Origin of the sequence: Streptomyces sp. UW30 (assembly GCF_008042075.1) — a bacterium.
Classification (GTDB): domain Bacteria; phylum Actinomycetota; class Actinomycetes; order Streptomycetales; family Streptomycetaceae; genus Streptomyces.
The window spans coordinates 2,290-27,686 of sequence record NZ_RDBN01000054.1 but is presented as its reverse complement, the minus strand read 5'-3'; the positions used below and the strand labels follow the sequence as shown (position 1 = coordinate 27,686).

20 protein-coding genes and 2 pseudogenes are annotated in these 25,397 nt (G+C 71.1%); 14 read left to right on the top strand and 8 right to left on the bottom strand.

Annotated features, from left to right (window positions below; genetic code table 11):
- Window positions 1-38 precede the first annotated feature (38 nt).
- Entirely contained in the window at window positions 39-1,241 is a 1,203-nt protein-coding gene (locus EAO75_RS43290) for a serine hydroxymethyltransferase (RefSeq protein WP_148000640.1), read from the top strand.
- 67 nt (window positions 1,242-1,308) lie between these two features.
- Here the strand turns inward: EAO75_RS43290 and EAO75_RS43285 are convergent, their stop codons facing one another.
- The 4 genes from EAO75_RS43285 to EAO75_RS43270 all read right to left on the bottom strand — a co-directional run bounded on the left by EAO75_RS43285 (window position 1,309) and on the right by EAO75_RS43270 (window position 9,669).
- Window positions 1,309-2,283 carry an aldo/keto reductase gene (locus tag EAO75_RS43285; RefSeq protein WP_261989680.1) on the bottom strand — a complete coding sequence of 325 codons (975 nt, stop codon included), beginning with the start codon at window positions 2,281-2,283 and terminating at the stop codon, window positions 1,309-1,311.
- 28 nt (window positions 2,284-2,311) lie between these two features.
- Window positions 2,312-3,646: a 4-aminobutyrate--2-oxoglutarate transaminase gene (gene gabT / locus EAO75_RS43280; protein ID WP_148000650.1), complete on the bottom strand. Its 1,335-nt coding sequence runs from the start codon at window positions 3,644-3,646 to the stop codon at window positions 2,312-2,314.
- Window positions 3,647-3,837: 191 nt separating this feature from the next.
- On the bottom strand, window positions 3,838-6,183 hold the full coding sequence (locus tag EAO75_RS43275) for a BTAD domain-containing putative transcriptional regulator (RefSeq protein ID WP_187284831.1): 2,346 nt from the start codon (window positions 6,181-6,183) through the stop codon (window positions 3,838-3,840).
- 528 nt (window positions 6,184-6,711) lie between these two features.
- On the bottom strand, window positions 6,712-9,669 hold the full coding sequence (locus EAO75_RS43270; protein WP_261989679.1) for a LuxR family transcriptional regulator: 2,958 nt from the start codon (window positions 9,667-9,669) through the stop codon (window positions 6,712-6,714).
- A 244-nt stretch (window positions 9,670-9,913) separates the two neighbouring features.
- Here EAO75_RS43270 and EAO75_RS43265 point away from each other — a divergent pair, with 244 nt between their 5' ends.
- Window positions 9,914-12,748 (top strand): helix-turn-helix transcriptional regulator, encoded by a 2,835-nt coding sequence (locus EAO75_RS43265; protein WP_148000637.1) that lies wholly within the window; start codon window positions 9,914-9,916, stop codon window positions 12,746-12,748.
- An 87-nt stretch (window positions 12,749-12,835) separates the two neighbouring features.
- Here EAO75_RS43265 and EAO75_RS43260 read toward each other — a convergent pair whose 3' ends face one another.
- The gene (locus EAO75_RS43260; protein WP_148000636.1) at window positions 12,836-13,495 is read right to left on the bottom strand and encodes a TetR/AcrR family transcriptional regulator; all 660 of its coding nucleotides are present in this window, start codon (window positions 13,493-13,495) and stop codon (window positions 12,836-12,838) included.
- Window positions 13,496-13,561: 66 nt separating this feature from the next.
- Here EAO75_RS43260 and EAO75_RS43255 point away from each other — a divergent pair, with 66 nt between their 5' ends.
- The 5 genes from EAO75_RS43255 (at window position 13,562) to EAO75_RS43235 (ending at window position 17,706) form a co-directional block, all read left to right on the top strand.
- Window positions 13,562-15,070: a monooxygenase gene (locus EAO75_RS43255; protein ID WP_148000635.1), complete on the top strand. Its 1,509-nt coding sequence runs from the start codon at window positions 13,562-13,564 to the stop codon at window positions 15,068-15,070.
- Between the two features lie 19 nt (window positions 15,071-15,089).
- Complete coding sequence (locus EAO75_RS43250) at window positions 15,090-15,557, top strand: RidA family protein (RefSeq protein ID WP_148000634.1); 468 nt, start codon at window positions 15,090-15,092, stop codon at window positions 15,555-15,557.
- A gap of 12 nt (window positions 15,558-15,569) precedes the next feature.
- A complete protein-coding gene (locus EAO75_RS43245; RefSeq protein ID WP_148000633.1) occupies window positions 15,570-16,235 on the top strand; it encodes an NAD(P)-dependent oxidoreductase in 666 nt (221 codons plus the stop codon).
- The gene (locus tag EAO75_RS43240) at window positions 16,232-17,086 is read left to right on the top strand and encodes an SDR family NAD(P)-dependent oxidoreductase (RefSeq protein ID WP_148000632.1); all 855 of its coding nucleotides are present in this window, start codon (window positions 16,232-16,234) and stop codon (window positions 17,084-17,086) included. Before EAO75_RS43245 ends, EAO75_RS43240 begins: the two co-directional genes overlap by 4 nt.
- A 131-nt stretch (window positions 17,087-17,217) precedes the next feature.
- On the top strand, window positions 17,218-17,706 hold the full coding sequence (locus tag EAO75_RS43235; RefSeq protein WP_187284830.1) for a GNAT family N-acetyltransferase: 489 nt from the start codon (window positions 17,218-17,220) through the stop codon (window positions 17,704-17,706).
- Window positions 17,707-18,281: 575 nt separating this feature from the next.
- On the opposite strand, the gene EAO75_RS48805 is transcribed toward EAO75_RS43235, so the two are convergent.
- A complete protein-coding gene (locus EAO75_RS48805) occupies window positions 18,282-18,521 on the bottom strand; it encodes a hypothetical protein (RefSeq protein WP_410092874.1) in 240 nt (79 codons plus the stop codon).
- A 35-nt stretch (window positions 18,522-18,556) separates the two neighbouring features.
- Here EAO75_RS48805 and EAO75_RS48000 point away from each other — a divergent pair, with 35 nt between their 5' ends.
- The 6 genes and pseudogenes from EAO75_RS48000 (at window position 18,557) to EAO75_RS43205 (ending at window position 22,143) form a co-directional block, all read left to right on the top strand.
- Window positions 18,557-19,105, top strand: coding sequence for a transposase family protein (locus tag EAO75_RS48000; RefSeq protein ID WP_261989678.1), 549 nt, complete (start codon window positions 18,557-18,559; stop codon window positions 19,103-19,105).
- Between the two features lie 126 nt (window positions 19,106-19,231).
- A complete protein-coding gene (locus EAO75_RS47995; protein WP_410092872.1) occupies window positions 19,232-19,915 on the top strand; it encodes a transposase in 684 nt (227 codons plus the stop codon).
- Window positions 19,916-20,035: 120 nt separating this feature from the next.
- Window positions 20,036-20,415, top strand: a pseudogene (locus EAO75_RS47990) (peptidoglycan bridge formation protein FemAB); the annotation flags it as partial.
- A 9-nt stretch (window positions 20,416-20,424) separates the two neighbouring features.
- On the top strand, window positions 20,425-20,967 hold the full coding sequence (locus EAO75_RS48395) for a helix-turn-helix domain-containing protein (protein ID WP_315987688.1): 543 nt from the start codon (window positions 20,425-20,427) through the stop codon (window positions 20,965-20,967).
- 251 nt (window positions 20,968-21,218) lie between these two features.
- Window positions 21,219-21,680 (top strand): hypothetical protein, encoded by a 462-nt coding sequence (locus tag EAO75_RS43210; protein ID WP_148000629.1) that lies wholly within the window; start codon window positions 21,219-21,221, stop codon window positions 21,678-21,680.
- Window positions 21,681-21,738: 58 nt separating this feature from the next.
- A complete protein-coding gene (locus EAO75_RS43205) occupies window positions 21,739-22,143 on the top strand; it encodes a hypothetical protein (protein ID WP_187284829.1) in 405 nt (134 codons plus the stop codon).
- Between the two features lie 284 nt (window positions 22,144-22,427).
- Here the strand turns inward: EAO75_RS43205 and EAO75_RS43200 are convergent, their stop codons facing one another.
- Both EAO75_RS43200 and EAO75_RS43195 read right to left on the bottom strand, forming a co-directional pair.
- Window positions 22,428-23,015 carry a hypothetical protein gene (locus tag EAO75_RS43200; RefSeq protein ID WP_187284828.1) on the bottom strand — a complete coding sequence of 196 codons (588 nt, stop codon included), beginning with the start codon at window positions 23,013-23,015 and terminating at the stop codon, window positions 22,428-22,430.
- A 95-nt stretch (window positions 23,016-23,110) separates the two neighbouring features.
- Window positions 23,111-24,249: pseudogene (locus tag EAO75_RS43195) on the bottom strand (helix-turn-helix domain-containing protein).
- A gap of 86 nt (window positions 24,250-24,335) precedes the next feature.
- Between EAO75_RS43195 and EAO75_RS43190 the strand changes: the two are divergent.
- A complete protein-coding gene (locus EAO75_RS43190) occupies window positions 24,336-25,391 on the top strand; it encodes a ferredoxin reductase (protein WP_148000626.1) in 1,056 nt (351 codons plus the stop codon).
- Window positions 25,392-25,397: the final 6 nt, after the last annotated feature.

Sequence of the window (25,397 nt, the reverse complement as noted above, 5' to 3'; positions counted from 1 at the left end):
AGCGATCTCCGCTTCCCAGGTGACCAGAGGTGTTTTCCATGGACGTGTTGGAAGTCCTGCGGCGCCAGCCCAGCCTCAATCTCTTCCCCATCGAGAACAGGCTCTCCCCGCGGGCGCGGGAGGCACTGTCCAGCGACGCGAACAACCGCTACCCGTACGTCGAGGGGCCCGTGTCCCACTACGGGGACGTCATGGGGCTGGACAAGGTGTACGACTACTGCGTCGAACTCGCCAAGGAGTTCTACGGCGCCCGGTACGGGTGCGTGCACTTCCTGTCCGGGCTCCACACCATGTACACCGCCATCACCGCCCTGGTGCCTCCCCGCAGCCGCGTCATGGTCCTGCACCCGGAGGACGGCGGGCACTACGCCACGATCACGGTCTGCGAGGGCCTCGGGCACTCCATCTCACGGCTGCCGTTCGACCGCAAGAACCTGCTGATCGACTACGACAAGCTGGCCGCCGAGCTCGAAGAGAACCCCGTCGACGCCATCTACCTCGACGCGTCCAGCATGTTGCGCCTTCCCGACGCCCGGCTGCTGCGCCAGGCGGCACCGGACGTCCTGATGTGCCTGGACGCCTCGCATCTGCTGGGCATCCTGCCGGCCGCGCCGCAGACCCTGGTGCTGGACGGCGGCTTCGACACCATCTCCGGCAGCACCCACAAGACCCTGCCCGGACCGCAGAAGGGCCTGCTGGTCACGAACGACGAGGCCCTGGCACAGAAGGTCGTGGAACGGATTCCGTTCACGGCGTCCAGTTCGCACGCCGGGAGCGTCGGCGCGCTCGCGGTCACACTGGAGGAACTGCTGCCCTGCCGGGTGGAGCACGCCGAGCAGATCGTGTCCAACGCCCGGGAACTGGCCGCCCAGTTGGCGGGGCGCGGCTTCAGCGTGGCGGGCGAGGAGTTCGGCTGGACGCAGACCCACCAGGTCTGGGCGTACATCCCCGAGGAACAGGGACCGCACGGCTGGGGAAGGCTGCTGACCGAGGCGAACATCCGCAGTACGACGGTCCCCCTGCCCAGCAGTGACGGTCTGCCCGCCCTGCGCCTGGGGACACAGGAGCTGACGCGCAGTGGCATGAAGGAGGCCGACATGGCCGAGGTGGCCGAGATCCTGGAGCGGATCCTGCTGCGCGGTGAGGCCCCCGAGCGGGTGGCCGGCCAGGTCCGCGATCTCGCCCTGCGCTTCCCGGGGGTCGCCTACATAGGGTCCCCGCAGGGCATGTCCGCCGACTGATCCGGTTCGGTCCGAACGCTGGGCGCCGCTTCCCCGGTTGAGGGAAGCGGCGCCTTGGCATGCCGGGTCAGTTGCCCACCAGCTCCATCAGGAAGTCGCCGTAGCGCTCCCCGTGCACGTCCTCCGGGGCCACCGCCTCCTCGATCTCCCACAGGTCCCGCGCGGACAGGGCGAGCCAGGCCGCGGCCAGGTTCTCGTCGAGGTGGTCCCTGCGGGCCGTACCCGGGATGGGGACGATGTCGTCGCCCTGATGATGGATCCAGGCCAGGGCGAGCTGGGCGGGGGTGACGTCCAGCCGGCGGGCGACGGCGCTCAGTCTGCCGATGAGCGCCAGATTGAGGCGGATGTTGCGCTCGGTGAAACGGGGCAGCGTACGCCGGAAGTCCTCGGGTCGCAGACCGGCCTGCGAGGTGACGCCTCCGGTGAGGAAGCCGCGGCCGAGCGGACAGCTCGCGATGACACCGATGCCCAGTTCACGGCACGTCGACAGAACATCGTGCTCGATACCGCGCGTCCACAGGGACCACTCGCTCTGCACCGCGGTGACCGGATGCACCGCGTGGGCCCGGCGGATCGTGTCGGCGGACACCTCCGACAGACACACATGGCGCACCTTGCCCTCGGCGACGAGTTCGGCCATGGCCTGCATGGCCTCCTCGATGCGTTCCCCGGGAGCGGCCCAGTGCTTGGTGTAGAGGTCCAGGTGGTCCACACCCAGCCGGCGCAGCGATCCCTCGCACCGGCTCCGGATGTAGTCCCGGTCCCCGCGCACCCCCAGGAACTCACCGCTCGCCGAGCGTTCCAGGCCCACCTTGGTGGCGATCAGCACACGGTCGCGTCGCCCGGCGATGGCGGCGCCGACCAGCCGCTCGCCCTCGCCGAGCCCCTGCACGTCGGCGGTGTCTAGCAGGGTGACGCCCCGCTCGACCGCCTGGTGGACGGTGGCGATCGCCTCGGCTCGGTCCGACTGCCCGTAGAACGAACTCATGCTGAGACAGCCCAGCCCCTGGGCCGGGACCTTCAGCGTGCCCAGCCTGCTCACGGGCAGTGCGGCAGCCGAAGCGGACGCGTCAGTCCATAAGTTCGGCACAGCACTCCTCGATGACGTCGATCGCGTCGGCAAGCAGGGGCAGCGGGATCACCAGGGAGGGCAGGAAACGCAGGACGTTGCCATGGGTTCCGGCGGTCAGGAGGAGGACTCCCCGTGCCTGGCACGCCTTCACGAGGCGCTGCGCCAGCTCGGGGTCGGGCCGGTTGCTGCCCGGCCGGACGATCTCGACGCCCACCATCGCCCCGCGCCCCCGAACCTCGCCCACGGCTTCATGCCGGCCGGCCAGGGCGTCCAGGCGGGTGAACAGGGTGGTGCCGATCGCCTGAGCCCGTTCCGTCAGCTTGTGGGTGCGCATCACGTCGATCGCGGCCAGGGCCGCCGCGCAGGCCACGGGGTTGCCGCCGTAGGTGCCGCCGAATCCGCCGAGTTGCACGGCGTCCATGAGTTCGGCGCGCCCGGTCACGGCGGACAGCGGCAGCCCGCCGGCGAGCGCCTTGGCCGTGATCACCAGGTCCGGTACGACGTCCTCGTGCTCGCAGGCGAACCAGGCGCCGGTGCGGCAGAACCCGGTCTGGATCTCGTCGGCGATGAAGAGGGCCCCGTGTTCCAGGCACCATTCCTGCAGGGCGGACAGGAAGCCGGGGGCCGGCACGATGAACCCGCCCTCGCCCTGGATCGGCTCGACGACGACAGCGGCCACGTTGTCCCCGCCGACCTGCCGGTCCAGCGCCTCCAAGGCGCGCCGCGCTGCCTGTTCGCCGGTCATCCCCTCCGGGTCGCGATAGGGGTACGAGGTGGGAATCCGGTGGATGTCCGGGGCGAACGGGCCGAAGCCCTGCTTGAAGGGCGCGTTCTTGGCCGTCAGACCCAGGGCCAGGTTCGTGCGGCCGTGGTAGGCGTGGTCGAGGGCCACGATCGCGGTGCGGCCCGTGGCGGCGCGGGCGACCTTGACGGCGTTCTCGACCGCTTCGGCGCCGGTGCTCAGCAGGACACTCCGCTTGGCGTGGGCGCCCGGGACCAGGCTCGCCAGTTCCTCGCAGACCTCGACATAGCCGGAGTAGGGGCTGGTGAGGACGCAGGTGTGGGTGAATCGGCCCGCCTGTTCCCGTATGGCGTCGACGACTTGGGGGGCCGCGTTGCCCACCGCCGTCACGCCGAGGCCGGACGCCAGGTCGATGAGGGCATTGCCGTCGATGTCGTGCAGCAGGCCGGGCCCGGCCGCCGCCGCGTACACCGGCACCGCGCTGCCGACGCCGCGGGCGACGACCGCCCGGCGCCGTTCTTCGAGGGCGCGGGAGCGTGGCCCGGGTATCTCGGTCGAGAGATGGCGCTGTTCTGGCCGTACGGAGGGCATCGAAGTGGTCAAGAGAATTCTCCTGTCCGTTCGGTGGGCTGTCATGAGGACTGGTACGAAATAGGCGCCCAGCCGAGCGGATTTCACATTAGCGGCCTCGACAGTCCCGGAACACCGTTGTTTTCGCTCGGTGGTGGGCGCGCAAGAATGCGTCAAGAAGCGCCGTCCTCAAGCGAAAATCAAGAATTGCGTCAAGCGTGGTGCAGGCATGCTGCAATCCCCGCCGCCAGGTTCCGCTTGTCGCAGCACGCCGAGACAGGGAATTTCTGCAGGATGGCTTTTCCGCGGGGTGTCTTCCCTCTGCCCGGACCGGAGTCGGGCTGCGTCCGGCATCCGTCACAGGCCCCGGCCGTCAGCCGGGCCATGCGTTCCCGCAGCGTGCGTTCGGCCTGGGCGGCCCCGCCCTTCAGCGGACGCGCGCGCAGCACCGCGGATGCCTGGGCCAGCCACATCCACGCTTCGGTCTGACGCCGCTGACCCTCGGCCCGGTCCGCCAGAGCGACCATCGGACGCACCGCCTCCGTCGGATCCAGGACCTTGGCCGCCTGCGCGCAGTGATGACCGATGTCCGGTCCGACGACCCACCGCGAGCCGTGCGCCGTGGCGTCGGCCAGTGCCTGGGCGATGGCCAGGTGGACCTGTGCCCTGAACATCGTGTCCAGCCCGGCGAGCACGTGCTCACGGACCAGGTACTGGCTGAACCGCAGGTCGCCGGGGTCGTCGGGATTCCGCGTGAGCAGTCCGGTCTGCAGCGCGTCATTCACGGAGCCGGTCATCCTGAGCTGGGTGAGCACCGCGTTCACCAGGTAGTGGTCGATGACCGGCCCCATCACCGCGCACACTTCGAGCACGGCGATCACCTCGGCCGGGTACTCGGCGAGCCGGCACTGAAGGACGGTCCGCACGGCGAAGGGCACCGCGCCCAGCAGATCCTTGTGGATGCCGGTCAGATCCTTCAGCTTCGCCAGCCCGGTGAGCAGGTAGGGGTTCCCGCCGGCGGCACGGTGCAGGAAGGACACCTGGTACCAGGGGACGGGCGCGCCATGGAGCTCGTGGATCAGGGCGTGCGCCTCGACCGGGGAGAGCCCGGTGAGATGGAGGTTGCCCACGGCGTCCGTGCGCAGCAGATCGGCCACCGCGCGCCGCAGCTCCGGGCGCAGGGCCAGGCAGTGCTCGCGCACCGTCGCGATCACCACGAGACGGGCGTCGGGGACCTCCACGGTGAGCAGGTGCAGCAGTTGCATGGTGTAGGCGTCCGCGAGATGCAGATCCTCCAGCATCAGCACCACGGGCTTGCCGCCGGCCAGAAGCAGTTGTACGACGGCATGCTGGTAGGCGGTGTCGTCGAGGTGCGTGAGGCGGCCGGTGTCGTGCTCCGAGGGCCGGTCGTGCTCGCGGGCGGGAAACGCGCCGGGTAACTCGCCGACCGGCGCATCGAGTCTGCCTCCCCGCGCCCGCAGCACCTTCCGTACGACCTGGTGCCACATACGGCGGGCGCTCGCCCCGGCCCCGGCGCAGTGGGCCCAGATCACCTCCCGGTCCGTGGCCGCCAGTTCCTTCTCCAGCTCCTTGAGGAAGCGGGTCTTGCCGACTCCCTGCTCGCCGGTGACCAGCACCGTGCGCATGGGGCGTTCCCCCGCCACCAAGGACCGCAGCTGCGCCAACTCCTGCTCCCGCCCGACGAGGCTGCCCATCGGCGGTGCCGCCTTGGCCGCCCGTGGCTGGGGGACGGTGACCTCCCGGCTCCCGGCGCCGGGCCGCTGCGCGGGCCGGCTCTCCCGGGCCGGGCCGGGCCGGCAAGCCGGCAGGTCCTGGCGCAGGATCGCCTGGTGGATCTCCTGCAGTTCCTTGCTGGTGTCGGCGCCGAGTTCCGCGGAGAGATGGGAGCGGATCTGCTCGTACGTCAGCAGCGCCTCGGCCGGGGAACCGCTGTGATACTGCGCCAGCATCAGCCGGCTGCCCAGGCGTTCCAGCATCGGATTGTGCCGGATCTCCCTGCCGAGTTCCCGGACCACCTCGTCGTAGGAACCCAGGCCAAGGCAGGAGTCGGCCCATATCTGCAGGCCCTGCAGGCGCAGTTGCTCAAGGCGGGTCGCCTCCAGCGTCGCGAAGTCGTAGGCCGCCAGTTCGCCGTAGGGAGTGTCGGTCCACAGCGCCAGGGCCTGGTCCATCGCGTGGTGAGCCCCGGTCAGGTCACCGGCGGCGAGCCGCAGGCGTCCGAACTCCACGAGGCTTTCGAAACGGTGGACGTCGGTGTCGTCCGGGGAAATGTCCAGCTGGTATCCGGGACCCGCATGACGCATGCTCACGAGGACCTCGTGCTGTGTCGTCATCGTCTCGGAGATCGCCTTGCGCAGACGCGACACATAGGAATGCAGCGTGCCCATGACGGACGTGGACGGGGAAGGCCCCCATATGGAGCTGATGATGTCGTGCACCGACACCGTTTTGCCGACGTTGATGAGCAGCACGGCGAACAGGGCGCGCTGCCGCGGAGAGCCCAGGGGCACATCCAACTGACCGAACCGGACCTTCATGGGCCCGAAGACCCTGATGGCCGGCGGGGATTGCCCGAAGGATTGCACGACATCGTTGTCTCCCGAAAACATGCATGTCCTTCCTTTCCCCCGTGGAATGGCCGGGATCGTGATCCCATGTGACATACGCTATTTATCGGTGTCCACGGTGACCCGCGTTTATCCGTCGAACCCGGTGGCGGGCCTTGCCGGTGAGGCCACTGTCGGGAGGGGGCTCGAACGTCGCTGCGCGGCCGGTCCTGATCGGGTGGATCCCATGCTGGACGTACCTTTCCGGGGAGCGGAAGCAAGGCCTCGGCCCCAGGGGGAGGGCCGGCCCGGAAAACCGACGTCGGTGCAGCGAGCGAGACTTGCTGTGCGGAGCCGCACGCTTGCTTTGCCGACGCCTCACTGGTGGTGCTGATCAAGATGGTGCCATGTGCAATCAGCTGTTCCGGCTGCGTGGCCCCCTCATCGGCTAAGGGCAGGGAAACCTGGCGCGAGCCGCCGCACGCTCGCTTCCGATGCCGACGGACGTCCGGGACGAGGTCAGAGGGAGCCGGTGAGCACGGCTGCGACGACCTCGGTCCGGGAGCGCATTCCGGTGCGGGTGAACAGCCGGGACAGCCGGTTGGCGACCGCGTCCTCGCTGAGCCGCAGGACGGTGGCGATCTGGCGGTTGGTGAGCCCCTCGGCGATCAGGACGGCCAGCAGGTGTTCGTTCTCGGCGGTGGCCTGCTTACGGCCGGCGACGGTGAGCCCGGCCTGGCGCATCGCCGTCCTGGTGTGGAAGCGCCACAGGGTGGCACCGGTCGTGCCGAACAGTTCGTACGCCTCGTGCAGCAGCGTGGCCGGACCCGCGCCCGCCTCGGCGGCCGCCGCCAAAGTGGTCGCCGTCTCCCACGGCAGGCCGCGTGCACGGGCCAGGTCCACCGCCCTGCGCAGATGTGCGCGGGCGATGTCGGGGGAGTCCGACCGCAGGACCCGGGCCGAGGCCAGCAGATGCAGCAACCGCGTCCGCTCGCTGCCCGACCGGGCGGCGATCCGCCCCAGGCGCTCCAGACAGGTCAAAGCCTCGGCGGTGCGCCCCGCCCCGGCCGTCACCTCGGCGAGCGGGGCCCACAACTCGTCCGTGCCCTGGACCTGGCCGTGCTCGTGAGCCCGGTCCAGCCCGCGGCGCAGCGCCCGTTCGGCGCCGTCCAGGTCGCCGAGAGTGCCGAGCACCTCCGCCTCGGTGGCGGTGAGGGAGCACGACGGCGGCGCCCCTTGTATGCCGGGCACGCTCTCCAGTACGCGCAGGGCACTGCTGGTACGGCCCCGGGCGAGGAGGATGGCCGCGGTCCGCGCGGGCAGCAGGAAGCCGTCCGACGCGGGGAGTTGGACATCGTCGGTCGCCAGCAGCCGGCGGCCCGACTCCAGCGCCTCGTCCCACCGGCCCGTGAGGTGGTACCAGAGGAACCGGCTGAGCGGCGGCAGCATCTCCACCGTCATCCCACGGGACTTCAGCAGGGTCTGTGCCGCCTTCCGGTCGTAGCCGACGATCATCTCGTCGAACATGGCCCCGGCGAGCGCGTACACCTGGCCTACGGGCAGTGCCGGCGCGTCGGGCAGGGCCAGTTCGCGCAGGTAGGCCTCCGGGCGGCCCATCGCGCGTGCGGCCGCGGCGCGGAAGGCCCGGGGTGTCGCACGGCAGCGCGGACTGGTGTTCCACACCGCTTCCGTCCGCGAGAGCAGGTCCCACGCCTCCTGCCACCTCGCCAGATGGCACAGTGCCAGGGCCCGGCCGCTCACCTTGGCCAGGGCAGGCACCGGCAGCTCGTCCCACCACTGTGCCGTCGTCAGCCGGGACAGCGTCCGCCAGTCCAGCTCGTTGACCGTCACTCCGACGAGGAGTTGGGCGATCGCCTGAAGATCCGACGGGGAAAGCGTGTGCCCCGGGTTGCGCAGCAGCCGCTGCGCGACGGCCCGCCCGGTCCGGTAGTCGCCCGCCACATAGGCGGCCCGGGCCCACCGCTGCAGGGCCGGGGCGCGGGCGGCGGGGTGCTCGATCAGCTGGGCGGCCGCCCGGAGCCAGCGCAGCGTCGCCCAGTCCTCGGTGCCGGGCCGCACCCGTTCCGCGGCGGCCGTCAACTCCGTCACCGCGCGTTCACGGTCGACGAGGGTGCCCGCGTCCGCGATCCGGTCCGCCAGGTAGGTCCGCGCCCGTGCCTCGTCGAGCAGGGGTACCGCCGGGCGCACCGGCTGCCCGGCGTCCGCCGCGTCCGCGTCCGCCCAGAGCGCCTCGACCGCGATGGCGGACAGCCGGCCGCGCTCCAACGGCCTGAGCCGCCCCGCGACGGTGTGCGCCATCAGCGGAAGGCGGAACGTCCAGCCCCGAACCGTGGTGCCGTCCGGGCCGGGCAGGCCGTCGACGATTCCCGCCCCGACCAGGTCGCGCACGCCGTCGCCGACGACGCCGGGGGACAGGCCCGTCCAAGCCGCTATCAGCTCCAGGGCCGCAAGGCCGAACGGCCACAGGACGCTCAGTGCCGCGGCCACCGTGCGACACGGCTCGCCCAGCGCGTCCAGCGCCCTGACGAACCGGTCGTCGTCCGGCAGCACCGGCAACGGCGCGTGCGTGCCGACGAAGGCGTGACCGTCGGTGATCCGGATCTCGCCCTTACGCTCCCAGCCGGTGAGCATGGCGTCGACCGCCCCCGGGACCCCACGCGAGCACTCGTGTATCCGCAGGGCCAAGGTGGCGTCCGGCGTCGCCCGCAACCGCTGGGCCACCATCGCGGTGACGTCCTCGGGGCCCAGCCGCGACAGCACCACCGAATGGGCCCCTTCGACCCCCGCCAGCCGTTCCACGGCATCGCGCGGACCGTCGCGGCCCGGCGTCCGCTCCGGGCCCGGGGTGCTCCCGGCACGGTCGGGTGCGCGGTGGCGGCCGTCCTTCGCTCCGCCCGCGTGCAGCGCCGCCGACACCACCAGCCGGACCGCCGGCGCGAGCCGCGTGAAATGGATCCCGCGGAGCACGGCCAGGGACGCCGCATCGGCGTGCTGGGCGTCGTCCACCAGCACGGCGACCGGCCCGGACTGGGCGAGTGCCGCACGCAGCAGCGCGTCCATCGCCGGCCCGTCGCGCCGGTCCACGGCGGACAGCGCCCGCGCGAGGGGCTGTCCGGCCGGCCACCGGCGCTCCGCTGCGGGCCGGTGCTCCTCCAGCGCCATGACCAGCCGCAGCGCCAGCAGCAACGGCCGTTCACCGTCGGCCGGAGCGCACTCCATCGCAAGCACCGCGGTCCCCTGCTCCCGCAGCCGGTCCCCGACGGCCCGTACGAACGTGGTGCGCCCCACTCCCCGTTCGCCCCGCACGAGCAGCAGGCGCGGGCCGTCCGGGTCGGTCAGGCGGCCAAGGACCTCGTGCTCCTCGCGCTCGCGCCCGAGCAGCCGGTCCTCCGTCCGGTCCATGCGGGCGGCCGTGCCCCAGCTGATCCGTTCGGTGTCGCCCGTCCACGCGGTCACTGTGCAGTGCGTCCCTCTTCTGTGCCATGCCCCGGCCGGAGGTGAGCGGCCGTCTCCGGGCTCCCTGGTCCTGGGCTTTCCGATCTTGTTCGTCGACATTACGCCGTCGCCGCCTTTCGGGAGCCTTCCCGTCAGCTGTGGCGCGAAGTCCCTTTTGTGGCAGGGCCATTCATCGCGTCGCAGTGAACTGTGACGGGCGCGGAACCGTCTTACCTCGGTGAGCGAGGACGAACGAGGAGCCGGCGTGCAGCAGGACCATGGGCCGGTCATCGGCAGGGACGGCGAAGTCCGCGACGTGGCGGAGGTGCTGTGCGCCGGCGGTGCGTCGGCGCGTGTCCTGCTCGTCACCGCCGAGGCCGGGGTGGGCAAGACCGCCGTGCTGGACGAGGCACGGCGTAGGGCGGTGCAGGAGGGCACCAGGGTTCTCCGGCTCGCCTGGGAAGCCGCCGTGGACATCCCCGACCCGGGTTGCGACCTGCTCCTGGAGGACCCCGACGCCGGCCTGCTGTGCTTCGCCGCCGCCCGCCGGGCGCTGGTGGGTGCCGCGGCGCAGGACGGCGAGCTGACCGGACTCTCGGCCTTCGGCGCGGCCCTTGCGGACGCATCCCGGCAGGCCCCCTTCGCCCTGGTCGTCGACGGCGTCGAGCGCATGCCGCGGCACGTCGCCGAGACACTGGGACTGCTGCTGCGGCTGTTCCGCCCACGCGGCGTGCCGGTCGTGCTGGCCGTCCGGCCGGGAACCGCGGGGGACGCCGTCGTCGGGCAGCTGACTGCCGCGGCCGACCGGCTGCTGGAACTGGCCCCGCTGTGCCAGGCCGACGTCGCCGCGCTGGTCGCCACGCACGTCGCCGGGCGGTTCGGCCGTCCGGCCGAGCCCGCGCTGGCCGAGGCCGTGTCGCGTGCGCTGGGTACCTTGCGGGGCAACCCCCGGGCCGTGCTCTCGGTGGTCGACTCGCTGGACGAGCGCGCTCTGCTGGAACTCGACGGCAAGCTCTGTCTGGCGGTTCCGGCCGGAGAACTGCGGTTGAGCTCGGATCCGGCCGAACTGCTCGGAATCGCCCGGCCCGACGCGACCGCGGACTCCGGGACCGCCGAGGCGCTGCTCGCTCTGGCCCATATGGCGAGCCGGGCCGAAGTGCGCTTCGACGATGTGCTCAGCCTGCTGCCCTCGGTCGACGTCCAGGCCGTCGAGCGCAGGCTGGACCGGCTCGTCGCGGACCGGGTGCTGATCGTGGACCGGGAGGGCCGGCTGTCGTTCGCCGTGCCGGCACTCGGGGCGTCCTTACGGACCCTGCCCGTCCGGCACGACGTAACCGGGGCCCACGCCCGGCTCGTCACGTCGGTCACGGACCGGCTGGGAGCCGAGGCCACGGGCAGCGGCCACCCCCGGCTGGCCGACCATGTGACAGCCGCCGGTCACCGGCTGGACGACGAACTCGCGGTGCCGGTCCTGCTGGCGGCAGCCCGCGAGTACGCCCGGACCGACCAGCCCCTCTCCGCCCGCGCGTACGCCTCGGCCCTGCGCCGGATGGCGCCGCAGGATCCGCGAACCCCCGGCGTGCTCCACGAGGCGAGCAGCCTGAGCCTGTGGCACGGCGACCACGCCGGGCTCCTGGCGATCGGCGAGCCGCTGCTCGCCCGCCTGGACGCGCCGGACGCCGAGCATGCGGAGAACGCGGCCGGTCTGGAGGCCGTCGCCGGCGCATGGGCGCTGGCGGCACTGCACGAACACCGGTCGCCGTACGCCGACGACGCCGATCCCCGGTATCGCGAGGCGCTGAGCCGGCTGCCGGCCGCCGCCGGGCTGGCCGCCCTCGGTGGCCGCTACGGCATCGGGCCGGCCACACCGGTGCCGGTGCCGGCCGCGCACCCCCCGGTGGCCGCCCACGCGCGGCGCCGCTCCGGGCCGATGCCCTCGCCGTCCGAGTTACGTCTGGTGGGCGCCGCGGTGGGCAGCCTTGCCGACCTGCGGCGGGCCCGGCAGAGCCTGCCGTCCGACGCCATCGACGAGGCCGGCCTGGACCGGCTGCGCAACGCCGCCGCATACGGAGACCTGGCCGGCGCCCTCGCCGCTGTCCTCGGTGACCGGTATGCCGCGGCGGGGGACAGCATCGCCGCCCGGTACCTGACCATGGTGGATGACTATCTGGCGGGGGACTGGGACGCGGCCCTGGCGGCCGCCCGCGGCATCGAGGTGCGCGGCCGGTCCGACGCCACGGCCGGCGCCTCCCAGTCGGCGCGGGCCCTGGCCGCCGAGATCCACTGCATGCGCGGGGACCTCGAACGCGCCCGCGCGTGGCTGCGGCGGATACCCGACACCGCCACCCATCCGTTGGTGACGCGGGCCCGGCTGGGCGTCCGGTACGGGTCGGGCCAGGCCGGGGAGGCGCTGGAGCTCGCGTGGCACGACGTGCGGCAGGCGCGCGAGGCCGGCCTGCTCGCCGGTGTGGAGCGGGTGTTGGTGCGGATCATGTGGTTCGCGCTCCTTCAGAAAAAACCGAGCACGGCGCGGCAGGCAGAGGAGGAGCTCCAGGCGCTGCACGAGGAGGCGGCGTCCCCGATGACCCACGAGGCGGTGCTCATCGCACGCGGCATCGCACACCGCGACGCCGACAGCGCACTCGCCGCCCACCGGCTGGTGCAGCGCCGAGGCGATGTTCACCTGGCGGTGCTGTGCTGCCAGTGCCTGACGCATGTCGCCGACGACCCCCGGCCCTGGCTGACCGAGGCGACCCGCAACGCACACCGGCTCGGTATGGGGCGCTCCTTCCGCACCGAGCTGACACGTGCCGCGCGGCGGCGGAACATCTCCATGCCGAGGCTGCGCCCCACCACGGACGAACTCACCGAGCGGGACGTCAAGTTGGTCCGCATGGTGAGTGACGGCGCGACCAACCGGCAGATCGCCGTCGCACTCGCCTGCAGCGAGAAGACCGTCGAACAGCGGCTGACCCGGCTGTTCCAGCGCACGGGCTGCCGCTCCCGCGCGGAACTGGCCGCCGCCTGGCTGGACGGAAACCTGGCACGACTCGGACTGCTGCCCCGGGCCGCGGGTCCGTCACCGGGCACCGGCAGGTGAAGCGGAGCGCCGGCCGGCGCTCCGGGTTTGCGCGTCTCATCGAAGTCCTGGCCTCCTCCCGGGCCGAGAGGGCGCGTCGGCTGCGAGTCAGCGCCGCGCCCTCAGTCCCTCGATGAGCAGGTCCAGTCCGAACTCGAAGAGCCGGGTGAAGTCGGTGCTGGTGAGCGTGGGCAGGCTGGCCTTGAGATGCGGGTACGTCCCGGCCGCCACCGCGTCGGCGAGGTGGCCCGGGTCCGCCGGGCCTCCGCTTCCCGGCTGGAGGGCGGCCTGCTCCTCCAGGGTGTGGCCCACGGTGAAGTTGGCCATGGCGTAGAGCGCCCGTGCCGCGTCGTCGTCGGGGAAGCCCGCCGTCCGCATCACGCCCACGACCGTGTCGGCGAAGCCCAGGATGTTCGCCCCCGTCGAGTGCGTACCGGCGAACACCCGCGCACCGTCACGACGGGAGAGCAGGGCCGCACGCATCGCGCGGGCGAGGGTGGCCAGCCGCTCGCTCCAGTCGGCCTCGCGCGCCTCGGCGGCATCCGCGACGCCGTCCATCATCCGCTCGGCCATCGCCGTCAGTAGGTCCTGCTTGGTCGCGAAATAGCGGTACAGCGCGCCGGCCTGCACGTCCATCGCATCGGCGAGCCGCCTCATGGTCAATGCGTCGAGCCCTGACTGATCCAGCAGGTCAAGGGCTGTCTGCAGGGTGCGCGCACGGTCGAGTCGCGGGGGCCGGCCTCGGGTCGGGCTTGACGGGGAGCTCATGGGCCTCACTATAGTGAACGGCGTTCACGTGAACGCTGTTCACAAAATAAGCGGAGGGCAACTTCGATGAATGCCGGTGTGATCGTCGTGGGCGCGGGACCGACCGGGCTGATGCTCGCGTGCGAGCTGGCGCTGGCCGGTGTGCGGACCCGGATCGTGGAGCGGCGCACCGAGCCGCAGCCCGATTCGCGGGCGCTCACCCTGCATCCGCGCAGCGTGGAACTGATGGACCAGCGCGGCTTGGCCGACCGGTTCCTGGCGCTCGGCCGGACCGTGCCCGGCTGGCACTTCGCCCAGCTCCCCACCCATCTGGACTTCTCCGCGCTGGACTCCCGGCACGGCTACACGCTTTTCCTCGCCCAGGCGCGCACCGAGGCGCTGCTTGAGGAGCGGGCCCGTGAGCTGGGTGTGGAGATCCTGCGCGGACACGAGGTCGTCGGTCTGAGCCAGGACGGCGACGGCGTCGAGGTGCAGGTGCGGGGTCCCGCGGGCGTCGAGACCGTCCGCGCCCGGTACGCGATCGGGTGCGACGGCGGACGCAGCCGGGTGCGGGAGGCCGCCGGCATCGGCTTCCCGGGTACCGACGAGACGCTCACCGGTGTGCTCGGCGACTTCGCCGTGCTCGACGCCGACCCGGCGGTCCTCGGCGCGGCCCGCGCATCTGGCGTCCTGGTCGCGCCGCTGGAGGGCGGTCTGACCCGACTGGTCTACGTGGATCCGGAGCGGATGCGGGTGCTGGCCCGTGAGCCCGTGACCCTGGAGGAGTTCCGTGCGGCCCTGATCCGGATCTGCGGCTCCGACTGCGGTATCGCCGAGCCCCGTTGGCTCTCGCGTTTCGGCAACGCCACACGGCTTGCGGAGAGTTACCGCTCCGGCCGGGTCCTGCTGGCGGGCGACGCTGCTCACATCCACTTCCCCGCGGCGGGCCAGGGGCTCAACACCGGCCTCCAGGACGCCATGAACCTCGGCTGGAAGCTGGCCGCCGCTGTCAACGGCTGGGCGCCGCCCGGGCTGCTGGACAGCTATGACGAGGAGCGCAGCCCGGTCGGCCGGGCAGTCACCGAGAACACCGAGGTGCAGACGCTGCTCGCGGAGCTGACGCTGGTTCCGCAGTACCAGCGTCCCGCCGCGGCCCTCCGTGAACTCTTCGACGAACTCCTGCGCATGGAAGAGGTCAACCGCAAGCTCGCCGCCCAGGTCTCCGCGCTCGGCACCGCCTACCCGCCCGCGAGCCCCGGGGCCGACCCGCTGGTGGGAGCGCGGATGCCCGACCTGGGGCTCACCGCCGCGGCATCGGAGGCGATACGGGTCTACGAACTGCTCCCCCAGGGCCGGTTCGTCCACCTCGATCTCGCGGGCGACCCGGAGCTCAGGGCGGCCGTCGCCGGCTGGGGATCACGCGTCATCGCCGTCACCGTCACGAAGCGGGACGACCACGCGGACCTGGAGGGAGTGACCGAGGTCCTCGTACGCCCCGACGGCCACATCGCCTGGGCCACGCGCACCGCCGACCTCGCCGCACGCCGTGACGAGCGGCGCGCCGCGCTGACCGCCTGGGCCGGAACGCCCTCCTGAGTGCCGGAAGGACACGGTCATGTCCGTACAACGCGTCAATCCCCCGGCCATCTACGGTCCGGCCGGGATGATCAGCCAGGTCGTCACCACCGGCGGAGAGCGGCTGGTGCACCTGTCGGGCCAGGTCGCCCGGGACGCCGAAGGCCGACCCGTCGGGCCCGGTGACCACGCGGCCCAGGCCGCGCAGGTCGTACGCAACATCGAGGCGGCCCTCGCGGCGGTCGGCGCCACCCGCGACGACATCGTCAAGGAAACCGTCTACGTCGTGGACTACAGCCCCGCACTGCTGCCCGCGATCTTCGGACCGCTGCGGGCGGGTGTCTCCCAGGCCCCCGCGAGCACGCTCGTGGGTGTGCCCGCCCTCTTCGCACCCGAGTACCTGCTCGAGGTCGAGGTGGTCGCGGCGCTGCGAGCAGCGCCCGCGGCACCCGTCCCGGCAGCCGAGGACGTCATGAGCCCCGTGCCGCCGACCGGCCGTGAGTGCTGAGGAGGTCTCGCTGTGCGTCTCTTCGTCGCAGGTGCCAATGGCGGGATCGGCCGCCAGGTCGTCTACCGTGCGCTGCTGAACGGGCACCATGTCACCGCCTTCGTGCGGCGGGCGGACGGTCTGCCGCCGGACCCCCGTCTGACCGTGGTGACCGGTGCGGTCGCGGACGAGCCGGAGACCGTGCGCAAGGCGGTTCCGGGGCATGACGCCGTGATCTGCGCCCTCGGAAATCCGCTGTGGCTCAGAGGCCGCAGAGGACCCGCCATCGTCGCGGCGGCCGCCACGCTGCTGGTGGATGCCATGCGCGAAGGCGGGGTGGAACGGATCGTCATGCCCCTGGCCTGGGGCGCGGGCGAGAGCGTGCACGCGGCGTCCGCGCCGGTCCGTGCGGCCACCAGGGTCTTCATCAGGCGCGACTACCGGGACTTCGACGCCGCCGAGCAGATCCTGGAGACCTCCGGGCTCAACTGGACGGTCGCGTACTTCGGCGCCCTGACCGATGAGCCGCCCGGCGCGCACTGGTCGGCGTCCGGTGAGCTGCGCACCCCGCCGAACCTCGCGATCTCCCGTGCGGACGTGGCGCAGTTCCTGCTGGCCGCGGCCGAACACGGCGCCTTCGCCCGGGGCCGCGCCGTACTCAGCGGACCGCCTCACGGAAAGAAGGAGGTACGGCGATGAGCTCCAACCCGTCCGGCGGTGCCCTCGGCACCGTCGTGGTCACCGGAGCCAGCTCCGGGGTCGGCGCCGAGGCCGCGCGCATGTTCCACCGACTCGGTGCCCGGGTGATCGCCGTGGGCCGGGACCCGGCGGCGACCCGCGCCCTGGCGGACGAACTGGGCATCGACGGCCTCACGGTGGACTTCGCCGATCTGGCGGACGTCCACCGCCTCACCGGCGAACTTCGCTCGCTCGTGCCCCGCATCGACGTACTCGCGGCGAACGCGGGCGGCATCCCCCGGGCACGCGCCGTGACGGCGGACGGCATCGAGCCGATCTTCCAGGTCAACGCCATCGCGCCCTGGCTGCTGACGACCCTGCTCGCCCCCCGGCTGGCCGGTGGCCGGGTGGTGGCGACCTCCTCGCGCTCCCACACCGGTGCCTCGCTCACCAGGGGCGAAACGGCCGCGGTCGCGACCGGCACCTCGGGGCTCGGTACCCACAAGGTCTATGCCCGGGCGAAGCTGTCAGCCGGGATCCTGCTGCGCGAGTTCGGCCGCCGCCACCCGGAGATCACGGTGGCCGACTTCCATCCGGGCATCATCGCTTCCGGCTTCGGCCGCTACCTGGGACCGGCCGGCTCCGTCCTCACGACACTGTCGAGGCCGTTCCTGGGCACCCCCGCGGACGGCGCCCGCCGTCTGGTCGCACTGGCCACGCGGACGGACCGCATCGACGGGACGTACTTCGTCCACGACCGCCCGGCGCCCGGCTCACCCCAGCTCCACGACCCGGCCTTCGGCGCCGAGCTGCGAGCCCTGGCCGAGCGGTTGACCGCGCACCACGGGCCGGGCGCCACCACGTCGCCGTAGGGCCGTCCAGAACGGCGGCAGGCACCGCTTCCCCCACCCGCCTTCCCTCCGGAAATGCGCTCTTCACGAACGCCTGCCCGAGCAGCCGACCCGCCGCGCGAAGGCATTCCCCGGTGCGAAATACTCTCCCGATGAGTTCACGCACTTCCCCGCTCAGCCAGCCGATCACGATACGGAGGGCCGTCGCGCGGGATGCCAAACGGCTCACGCGGCTCGTGCGCGGCTCAGGCGCCTACGCGGGTAAGTACGCAGCCGCAGTCGCGGGCTACCGAGTCGGTCCTGATTACATCGAGGCCCACCGCGCCTTTGTGGCCGTCGGCACCGACGAGCACGGAGGCCGGGTCCTCGGGTTCTACTCGCTCGTCCTCGCTCCACCGGAGCTCGACCTGCTGTTCGTCGCCGACGAAGCGCAAGGTCGGGGTATCGGACGGCTACTCGTCGCGCACATGCAGTCCGAGGCCCGTGCCGCCGGGCTCGACCGTCTCAAGGTCGTGTCGCATCTTCCCGCCGAGGGCTTCTACCACCGCGTCGGTGCGGTGCGGACCGGGACCGCGTTCGCGAATCCGCCCGCCGTGCCGTGGGACCGTCCCGAATTCGAGTTTCGCATTCCTTCGGGATGACGCGGTGTGCCGGTTGGTCGGGCACCGGCTTCACCTGCATGCAAGCCGGCCTGCAGGAGCCGCTGGACGCCTGCTACGAACGCCGCATCAAGGAGGGGAAGACCCGAAGCGAGGACGATCTCGGCGAGTTGGTCTTCAAGAGGGCGTGCGGCCACGTCGGCCCACTCGCTGGCCCGGTGCGGCAGCCCACCGCTGACACAGATTCTCAAGCGGTCAGCGGGGGAGTAGTCGTAGCGAGGGATCCTGACCCAGGAGTGCTCTCGGTGTCGGCGAGTTCCTTCTGTGTGGGGACGTGCTCGACCCGGTCCTGTTCCTGTAGGAGGAGGAATCCGCATGTCTGGCCCTGTGACGTGATGGTGAAGTGAGGTGGGCCGCTTCGCCGGCGATGCGGTAGCGGTGCTGCATTCGCTTTGGAGGGGGGCCGGCTTATGTTCGCCGATGAGTAGGCGGCAATGTGGAGGCCGATCTGGTCGCCGCAGGCATGGGTGATCACACTGACGCCGAAGGGGCGGCCGTCCGCCTCGCCCGCCGGGACCGCGAGCCTGCGCAGAGACGTTTGGGCAGCAAATTGAGCGTCAAAATTTTGCACGCAACGCCCACAGGCCGACAGAAAGCACCACCTGATCGTCGAAGCGCACCGCATCCCGCTCGCGGCAATCACCACTGGCGGCAACCACAACGACGTCGCCCAACTGATCCCGCTGATCCAGGCCGTCCCGCCGCAGGGCTTCGGCGTAGTCGCGGCTTGAGTGGTTTTCCCGGTGTGTGTGCCGGTGGTGGCCCGGATGAGGGACAGGCACGAGCTTCCAAGACATGTGGGTGTCGAGTCCAGTGATCTCTACGGAAGTCCGTGCCTGCCGTCGTATCGTCTCCGATCCCGCCCGTCCTTGACCAACTCCGTGACCAGCCTGACGCCGCGGAACGTGAACTGCTTGGGCTGCTGACCCGGTTGGCCGCTGTCCCCGATCCGCGCAAGCCCCGCGGCGTGCGCCACGGCCTGGTGTATGTACTGGCGCTGGCAGCCTGCGCTGTGCTGAGCGGCGCGACCTCACTGCTGGCTATCAGCGAGTGGGCGGCCGATGCGCCATCGGCGGTCCTGGACCGCCTTGGCAACCGTCGCTGCCCGTTGACCGGCATCCGGCCGGTTCCGTGCGAGACAACGATCCGCCGCACCCTGGCCCGCCTCGATGCCGATGCGCTCGACCGGGCGGTCGGCGCCTGGCCGGCCGATCGCCGCACTGAGCCTGGCCCGAAAACCCGGCGGGCGGTGGCGGTGGATGGCAAGAGCCTGCGGGGCACCGCCAGAGCCGACGGCTGCAAGATCCACTTGCTGTCCGCGCTCGATCACACCAGCCGCCTGGTCCTCGCCCAAATGGATGTCGGAGACAAGACGAACTAGATCACCTGCTTCCAGCCCCTTCTGGGATAGCCTCGCCGACCTGGCCGGCACTGTTGTGACCAGCGACGCCATGCACACCCACGCGAGCACGCCAAGTACCTCGCCGGCCGCGACGCCCACTACATCGTGATCGTCAAAGGGAATCAGAAGAAGCTCCGCAAGCAGCTCAAAACCCTTCCCTGGCAGTGGATTCCGTTCCAGAGCCGCATCAGCGAGAGCAGCCACGGTCGTGGCGAGATCCGCCGTATCAAGGTATGCACCGTGAACAACCTGCTCTTCCTCGGCGCCCGCCAGGCCGTCCAGCTCAAGCGGCGCCGCCTGCACCGCAAGAGCGGCAAGGTCAGCATCAAGACGGTCTACGCGGTCACCAGCCTGACCGCCGAGCAGGCCGCCCCCGCCCAATTCGCCAACATGATCGGCTCGCACTGGCAGATCGAGGCCCTGCACCGCGTACGGGACACCGCCTTCGCCGAGGATGCCTCGCAGCTTCGGACCGGCAATGCACCCCGCGCCATGGCGACCTGGCGCAACCTTGCCGTCGGCGCCCTGCGCATCGCCGGTACCCAGAACGTCGCTGCCGCACTCCGGGCCAACTCCCGCGACCCGAAACGTCCGCTCGCCTACTCGGCCTCACACGTGATCACGAACCGAGGCGGCGCCAGCAGTGCGGCCACGACGGCGGCCCGAACGCGGGCATGGGCGAGTACACGGGTACGCGACAGCAGGACCTTCGGGAAGGACGGGAACGGGGTGGGTGAGTCGACCTGTCGAGCCGCAAAACACCAGGTCAGCCGCCATAGGGCTGTGTGACGGTGACTGGTGAGGAACGGTCATGGTCCGGTCACATTCGCCGGACGGAGCGGTCATGGACCGCTGTGAGTCTCCTGTGTGTCCCCGCGACCGGGCCGGGGAGAAGGAGAGGCTCAGACCGTGTCAGCGCTGCTCGTTCCGCCCAGCCGCGTGTGCCAAGCACGGGGCCGGGGCGTGGTCCTGCGAGAACCATCACCACAGAGAGCTACCGCGCCTTCCTCGCGTCCCCCGACGGCGCCGCGCTCGGCGCGGGTTTCCTGCAGTGCCCGTCCTGGGCCGATGTCAAGGAGGGCTGGCGTGCCCAACTGCTCGGCTGGGGACCGGATCCGGAGGCGGGCGCACTGATGGGCGTGGCCCTGGTGCTGCTGCGGCAGGTCCCCGGCACCCGCAAGTACTTCGCCTACCTCCCCGAAGGCCCCGTCGCCGACTGGACCGACCCCGACATCGACGGCTGGCTCGGCCCGCTGCTCGAACACGTGCGCAGCGCGGGCGCCTTCGCCGAGGCGGCGATGGACAACGCTGTCACCGTGCTGACCGGCGAACCGCCCGCCGCCGCCCTGCGTTTCGCCCCCGCCCTCGCGGACGGCGACCCGGTGGTGGCCGCATGGCTGGGGACCGCACGGGCCTTCACGCAGTTCGAACAGGTCCTTGTGCACAGCCTGGTGGATCTCCAGCCGCAGGACCACTCCGCCGCCCTGCCCGCGCACGCTCATCCGGCGCTATCGAGTGCCGTGCGACGGGCCATGGCGTACTGCGAGGAACACGCGGGTGAACTGGTGTCGGTAGCGGACATGGCTGCGGCGGCGCGGGTCAGCCCTCGTACCCTGCAGGACCGCTTCCGGAACGACCTCGGGACCACCCCTGTGGCCCACATGCGACGCGTACGGCTGGATCGGGTGCACCAGGACCTGCTGCGCATCGCGGACGGTTCCGCATCCGTGACGGTCGCCGAGGTCGCGGCGCGCTGGGGCTTCACTCACCTGGGCCGGTTCGCCGCGTACTACCGCGAGGCGTACGGGCAGGTGCCGTCCCGCACCGCCGAAAGGCGCTAGAGCCCGCTGGTTTGAGGCGTACTCAGGGCCGTTTTAGGAATGGGACCCGGCATTCCCGGGACCTGTTTCCATTCCGAGGGTGTATCCGCCGGAGCGTGACAGGCCCGGGCCGTTCCGGCAATCCGATACGCGCGGAACACTCGGCGGAGAACGGATAGACGGCGGTCGTCCACCCTTCATACGTTGTAACCAAGCCCAGAACACGGCATTTCCCGATGAGCTTTCTCCTGCCCCGGCCTGAAAGGCACAGCATGTCCTTGCAGAAAGACAAGAACCGGAAGACGCCGCGGAACCAGAGGGGTCGGCTGACCCTGCGCGGTCTCGCCCTGGCGGGCGCGGGGGCCGCTCTGGCTACCGTGATGTCCGCCGCGCCTGCATCCGCCGCCTTTGGATCGGGCATCACCCAGATTCAGGGGGGCACGGGCGTCCTGGGCGTCAAATGGGACGCCCAGTCGCCCAGGTATCTCAACACGATCAGTGGGAACTTCATCTCTGCCACGGGCGTGGGCAATCCACGCCTCCACGTCCGGGTCCTGGACGCCCAGAACAGGGAGATGTTCAGCAGGGACCGCTCGTGGGGCGGCAACCGGCGCGACGAGGTCGCCACGTTCGAGGTCACGGTCCTCATGCCCCGCGACGCCTCGCGCGTCTGCGCCACGCTCTACGAGGGGGGCGGCTATATGGACACGGCTTGCTCCCCGGTCTACTTCTGAGCCCGGCACGCATCGGCCCGGATCCTCAGTCCCCCTCTCCGAAAGGAACAACGACACTATGAAGCGCATGGCCGTCGCGATGGCCGCGGGAATCGTCCTGGCGGGAGCCGCCTCCGCCTCCGCGACCGAGGCCACCGACATCCGGACTGTTTGTCAGTCGACCACGCTTTTCGTTTCCCACGAGTTGTGTGTGACCTTCCAGAACGTGGCCGACGCCGACGTCGAGAAAATGGAAGTCCGTGCCACCACCAGCACCGGTATGGGCCACTGGGAGCTGTTCGGCCCGCGCGGCACCATCAAGAACAGCCTGGACGGAGAATGGAAGGACCGCACGCATGACTGGTCCGGATACCAGGACGGTGCGAACGGTGACCTGTGGTGCGCGGTCTTCTGGAGGGATACGGGCGCTGGCTACATCAAGGGCACCCAGCCGCTGTGCGTGAAGGCGACCAACCGGTGGTGAGTAGCCTTGGCACCTGGGCCAGCTGTGTGTCCGAGGACGCCGGGCAGGCCAGAGTACGGTGTGCGAGGGCTGTGGTGAACGGCTGAGACCGGGAACACGGCCCGATGCGATGGTCTGCTCGGCGATGTGTCGGGCCAGGCAGTGGAGGCGGTCCCCCCCCCGGAGGGTGCGAGGGAGACCTGGCCGACGTACGACGGTCCCCGCCCCGCGGCATGACTGGTACGGGGCTGTCCTTCCGCCCCCTGGCGGGAGGACAGCCCCGTACCTTTCCGGTGGCCGCCCGGTCAGTACAGCTTGTTGACGGCCGTGATCGTGGTCTTCTTGAAGGCGGTCACGGGCGCGTTCACGAAGTCGCACATCTCGCCCCACTTGACGACGGTGACGGTCCTGTCGTCCCGTCCTACCGACAGCAGGGCGATGTCGGTGGCGCCCCCCGACGTCTCGGTGTTCAGGCCGCGGACGTGGGCGCCCTCCTCGACCGGCAGTGTGCCGTAGTCCCGGCCCTCGGCGTCGACGTCGGGCGAGGACTCCTCGATGCGGTCGGCGCAGGTGCGGATCAGGTCGTCGTAGTGCTTCGCCAGGGCCTCGGCCTGGGCGGCTGTACCCGTCACGACGGTCAACTGCACGGCGCTGGCGTCCAGGTCGGTGCGGAACTCCCGGTGCCGGTAGTCGTAGTCGAGCACGCCCTCCGTTCTCACGCAGAGGCCGAGTGCCTCCGGGAACTCCTCGGTGACCCGCACGGCGGTCCAGGACGACGTCGGGTGCGGCGGCAGCTGGGACGCCGACAGGAACTTGGGCGCGGCGGCCTTCGGTAAGGCCGTCCTCGTCACTGCTGATCCCGCCTTGCGGGAAGAGCTGGCCGGACTGGGCAATGGCGAACTCTTTCGTACCTGTGCACGGTTCACCGACGTGAGCAGGCACGAGGAGGTCGGCGAGGAGTCGGTGCTATGGACGGTCGAAGAACGCGTCAGCTGACCCGAAGACCGACCGCCAGCGTCAGTTCAAGGACCCGGTGCGGCGATGCGAGATCCGGAAACAGCTCCCGCAGCTGCGCCATCCGGTACCGGACGGTCTGGGGATGGACGAACAACGCCGCCGCCACCTCCTCCCGCCTGCCCTGGTGCAGCAGCCACGCCCGCAACGTCTCCTCCAGCCGCCGCGCGGTTGCGACAGGCAAGGTCCGCAACGGTGCGAGGGCTCGGGCACGCAGGTCTGCGAACGCGTCCACGTCGGCGCTCAGCACCAGCTCGGGCAGGTGGTCCTCGGTGTCGCGGATATCAGAGGAGAGGGGGCGCGCGCGTGCGGCTCGTGCGTACGAGGCGGACGCACGAGTCCATGGCCGGCCGGGCCGACCACGGCGGTGCGGTCGGTCAGCTGTCGCAAGAGATGTGATCGGTCGGCATCGGGGACGAGCAGCACACCGGTGGCGTCCGGCAGGTCGTCGAGGACGAGGGTGCTCGGGTCGAGCGTGCGGTAGGCAGGCCGGGCCTGTGCGGCGGGCAGCAGGACCGCGGTCAGCGAGACCGGAGGCTGCCACCCGGCCCTTTGAGCAGAGACCAGCAGCACGTCCGGGCTCGCACTGGCGAGGAGGTCGCGGGCCAGGTGTTCCAGATGGCGCTCGTGGTCCCTGCCCCGGGCGGCCAGTTCGTCGGCGTGGCCCGCGGCGCTCGCGGCGGAGAGCTCGTCGATGTAGGCGAAGGTCAGCTCGGCGAACTTGGCGACCTCGGCGGCGGGCAGACCTGCGGGTACGGCCCCTGCTGCCAGGCATCGCCAGGCCACGCGGGCACCGACGCGGTAGGCGCTGAGCAGGGCGTCCATCGAACGGCCGTCGCGGACCTCGCCGCGGCCCAGCTCGTAGGCCGCGTCGCCGCCGTCGCCGCTCGTGGCGTTCCCGCTCGCGAGGTCCAGGTAGTGCCCCAGGGCGGTGCGGACGGCTCGGCGGATGGTGGCGCCCATGTGGCCCGAGAGGGCGTTGGCGTAGGGAGGGACCTCGTCGATGATCGCCTGGACGACCTCGTCGGCGGTGGCCTTCAGTGCAGCCCGAAGTGCTGTGACCGTCGTCTCATCCAGGGCCAGTTCGCTGGCCCTCCGGATTGCATGGCTCATGTTTTATTCCCTGCGAACAATTCAGCAGGCCAGATTTACGTCCTGCGGTCAGGACTTTACGCCCTGAGGCGCAGCAAGCTGGAGCCATGACGAGTACAGCCCTCCGCAGCAGGGCGTGGAAACTGCTGGAGATGGTCACGACGCCGCTGCTGCCGTCGGACTACCTCGACCTGGTCAGCCCGCTGCGTGCGGGCGCTGACCTGCGTGGGCGCATCGAGGCCGTGCACCCCGAGACGGGTGACGCCGCGACCATCGTGATCAGGCCGGGACGCGGCTGGCGCGGCCACACAGCCGGTCAGTACGTGCGGATCGGGGTCGACGTCGACGGGGTGCGCCTGTGGCGTGCCTACTCCCTCACCTCGCCGACCAACCGCCAGGACGGCCGCGTCACGATCACCGTGAAGGCGATCCCGGACGGCAAGGTCAGCAACCACCTGGTCCGCCGGGCCAAACCGGGCACCCTGATCCAGCTCGACCAGCCGACCGGTGACTTCGTGCTGCCGCAGGCCAAGCCCGCCAAGGTGCTCTACCTGACGGCCGGCAGCGGCATCACGCCCGTGATGGGCATGCTGCGCGACACCGAGTTCGACGATGTCGTCATGGTCCACTGCGCGCCCCAGCCGCACGACGTGATCTTCCGCAACGAACTGCACGACCTGGTCGCGGACAAGAAGCTACGGCTCACCGAGGTGCACACCGACACAGACGGCATGCTCGACATCGCCCGTCTCGACGAACTCGTGCCCGACTGGGCCGAGCGCGAGAGCTGGGCTTGCGGGCCCGCGGGCCTGCTCGACGCCGCCGAAGAGCACTGGACCGAGCACGGCGTCCAAGAGCGCCTGCACACCGAACGTTTCCGCCCCAGCATCGTCGTCGCCGGCGAGGGCGGCGAGGTCACGTTCAGCGCCACCGGCAAGACCGTCGACGCGGACGGCGCCACGCCGTTGCTGGACATCGGCGAGGAGGCCGGCGTGCTCATGCCCTCCGGGTGCCGCATGGGCATCTGCTTCGGCTGCATCACGCCGCTCAAGGCGGGCGCCGTCCGCGACCTGCGCACCGGCGAGATCACGGAGGCCGAACCGGGCGTCCTCATCCAGACCTGCGTGTCCGCCGCGGCGGGCCCCTGCGACATCGAACGGTAGGAACAC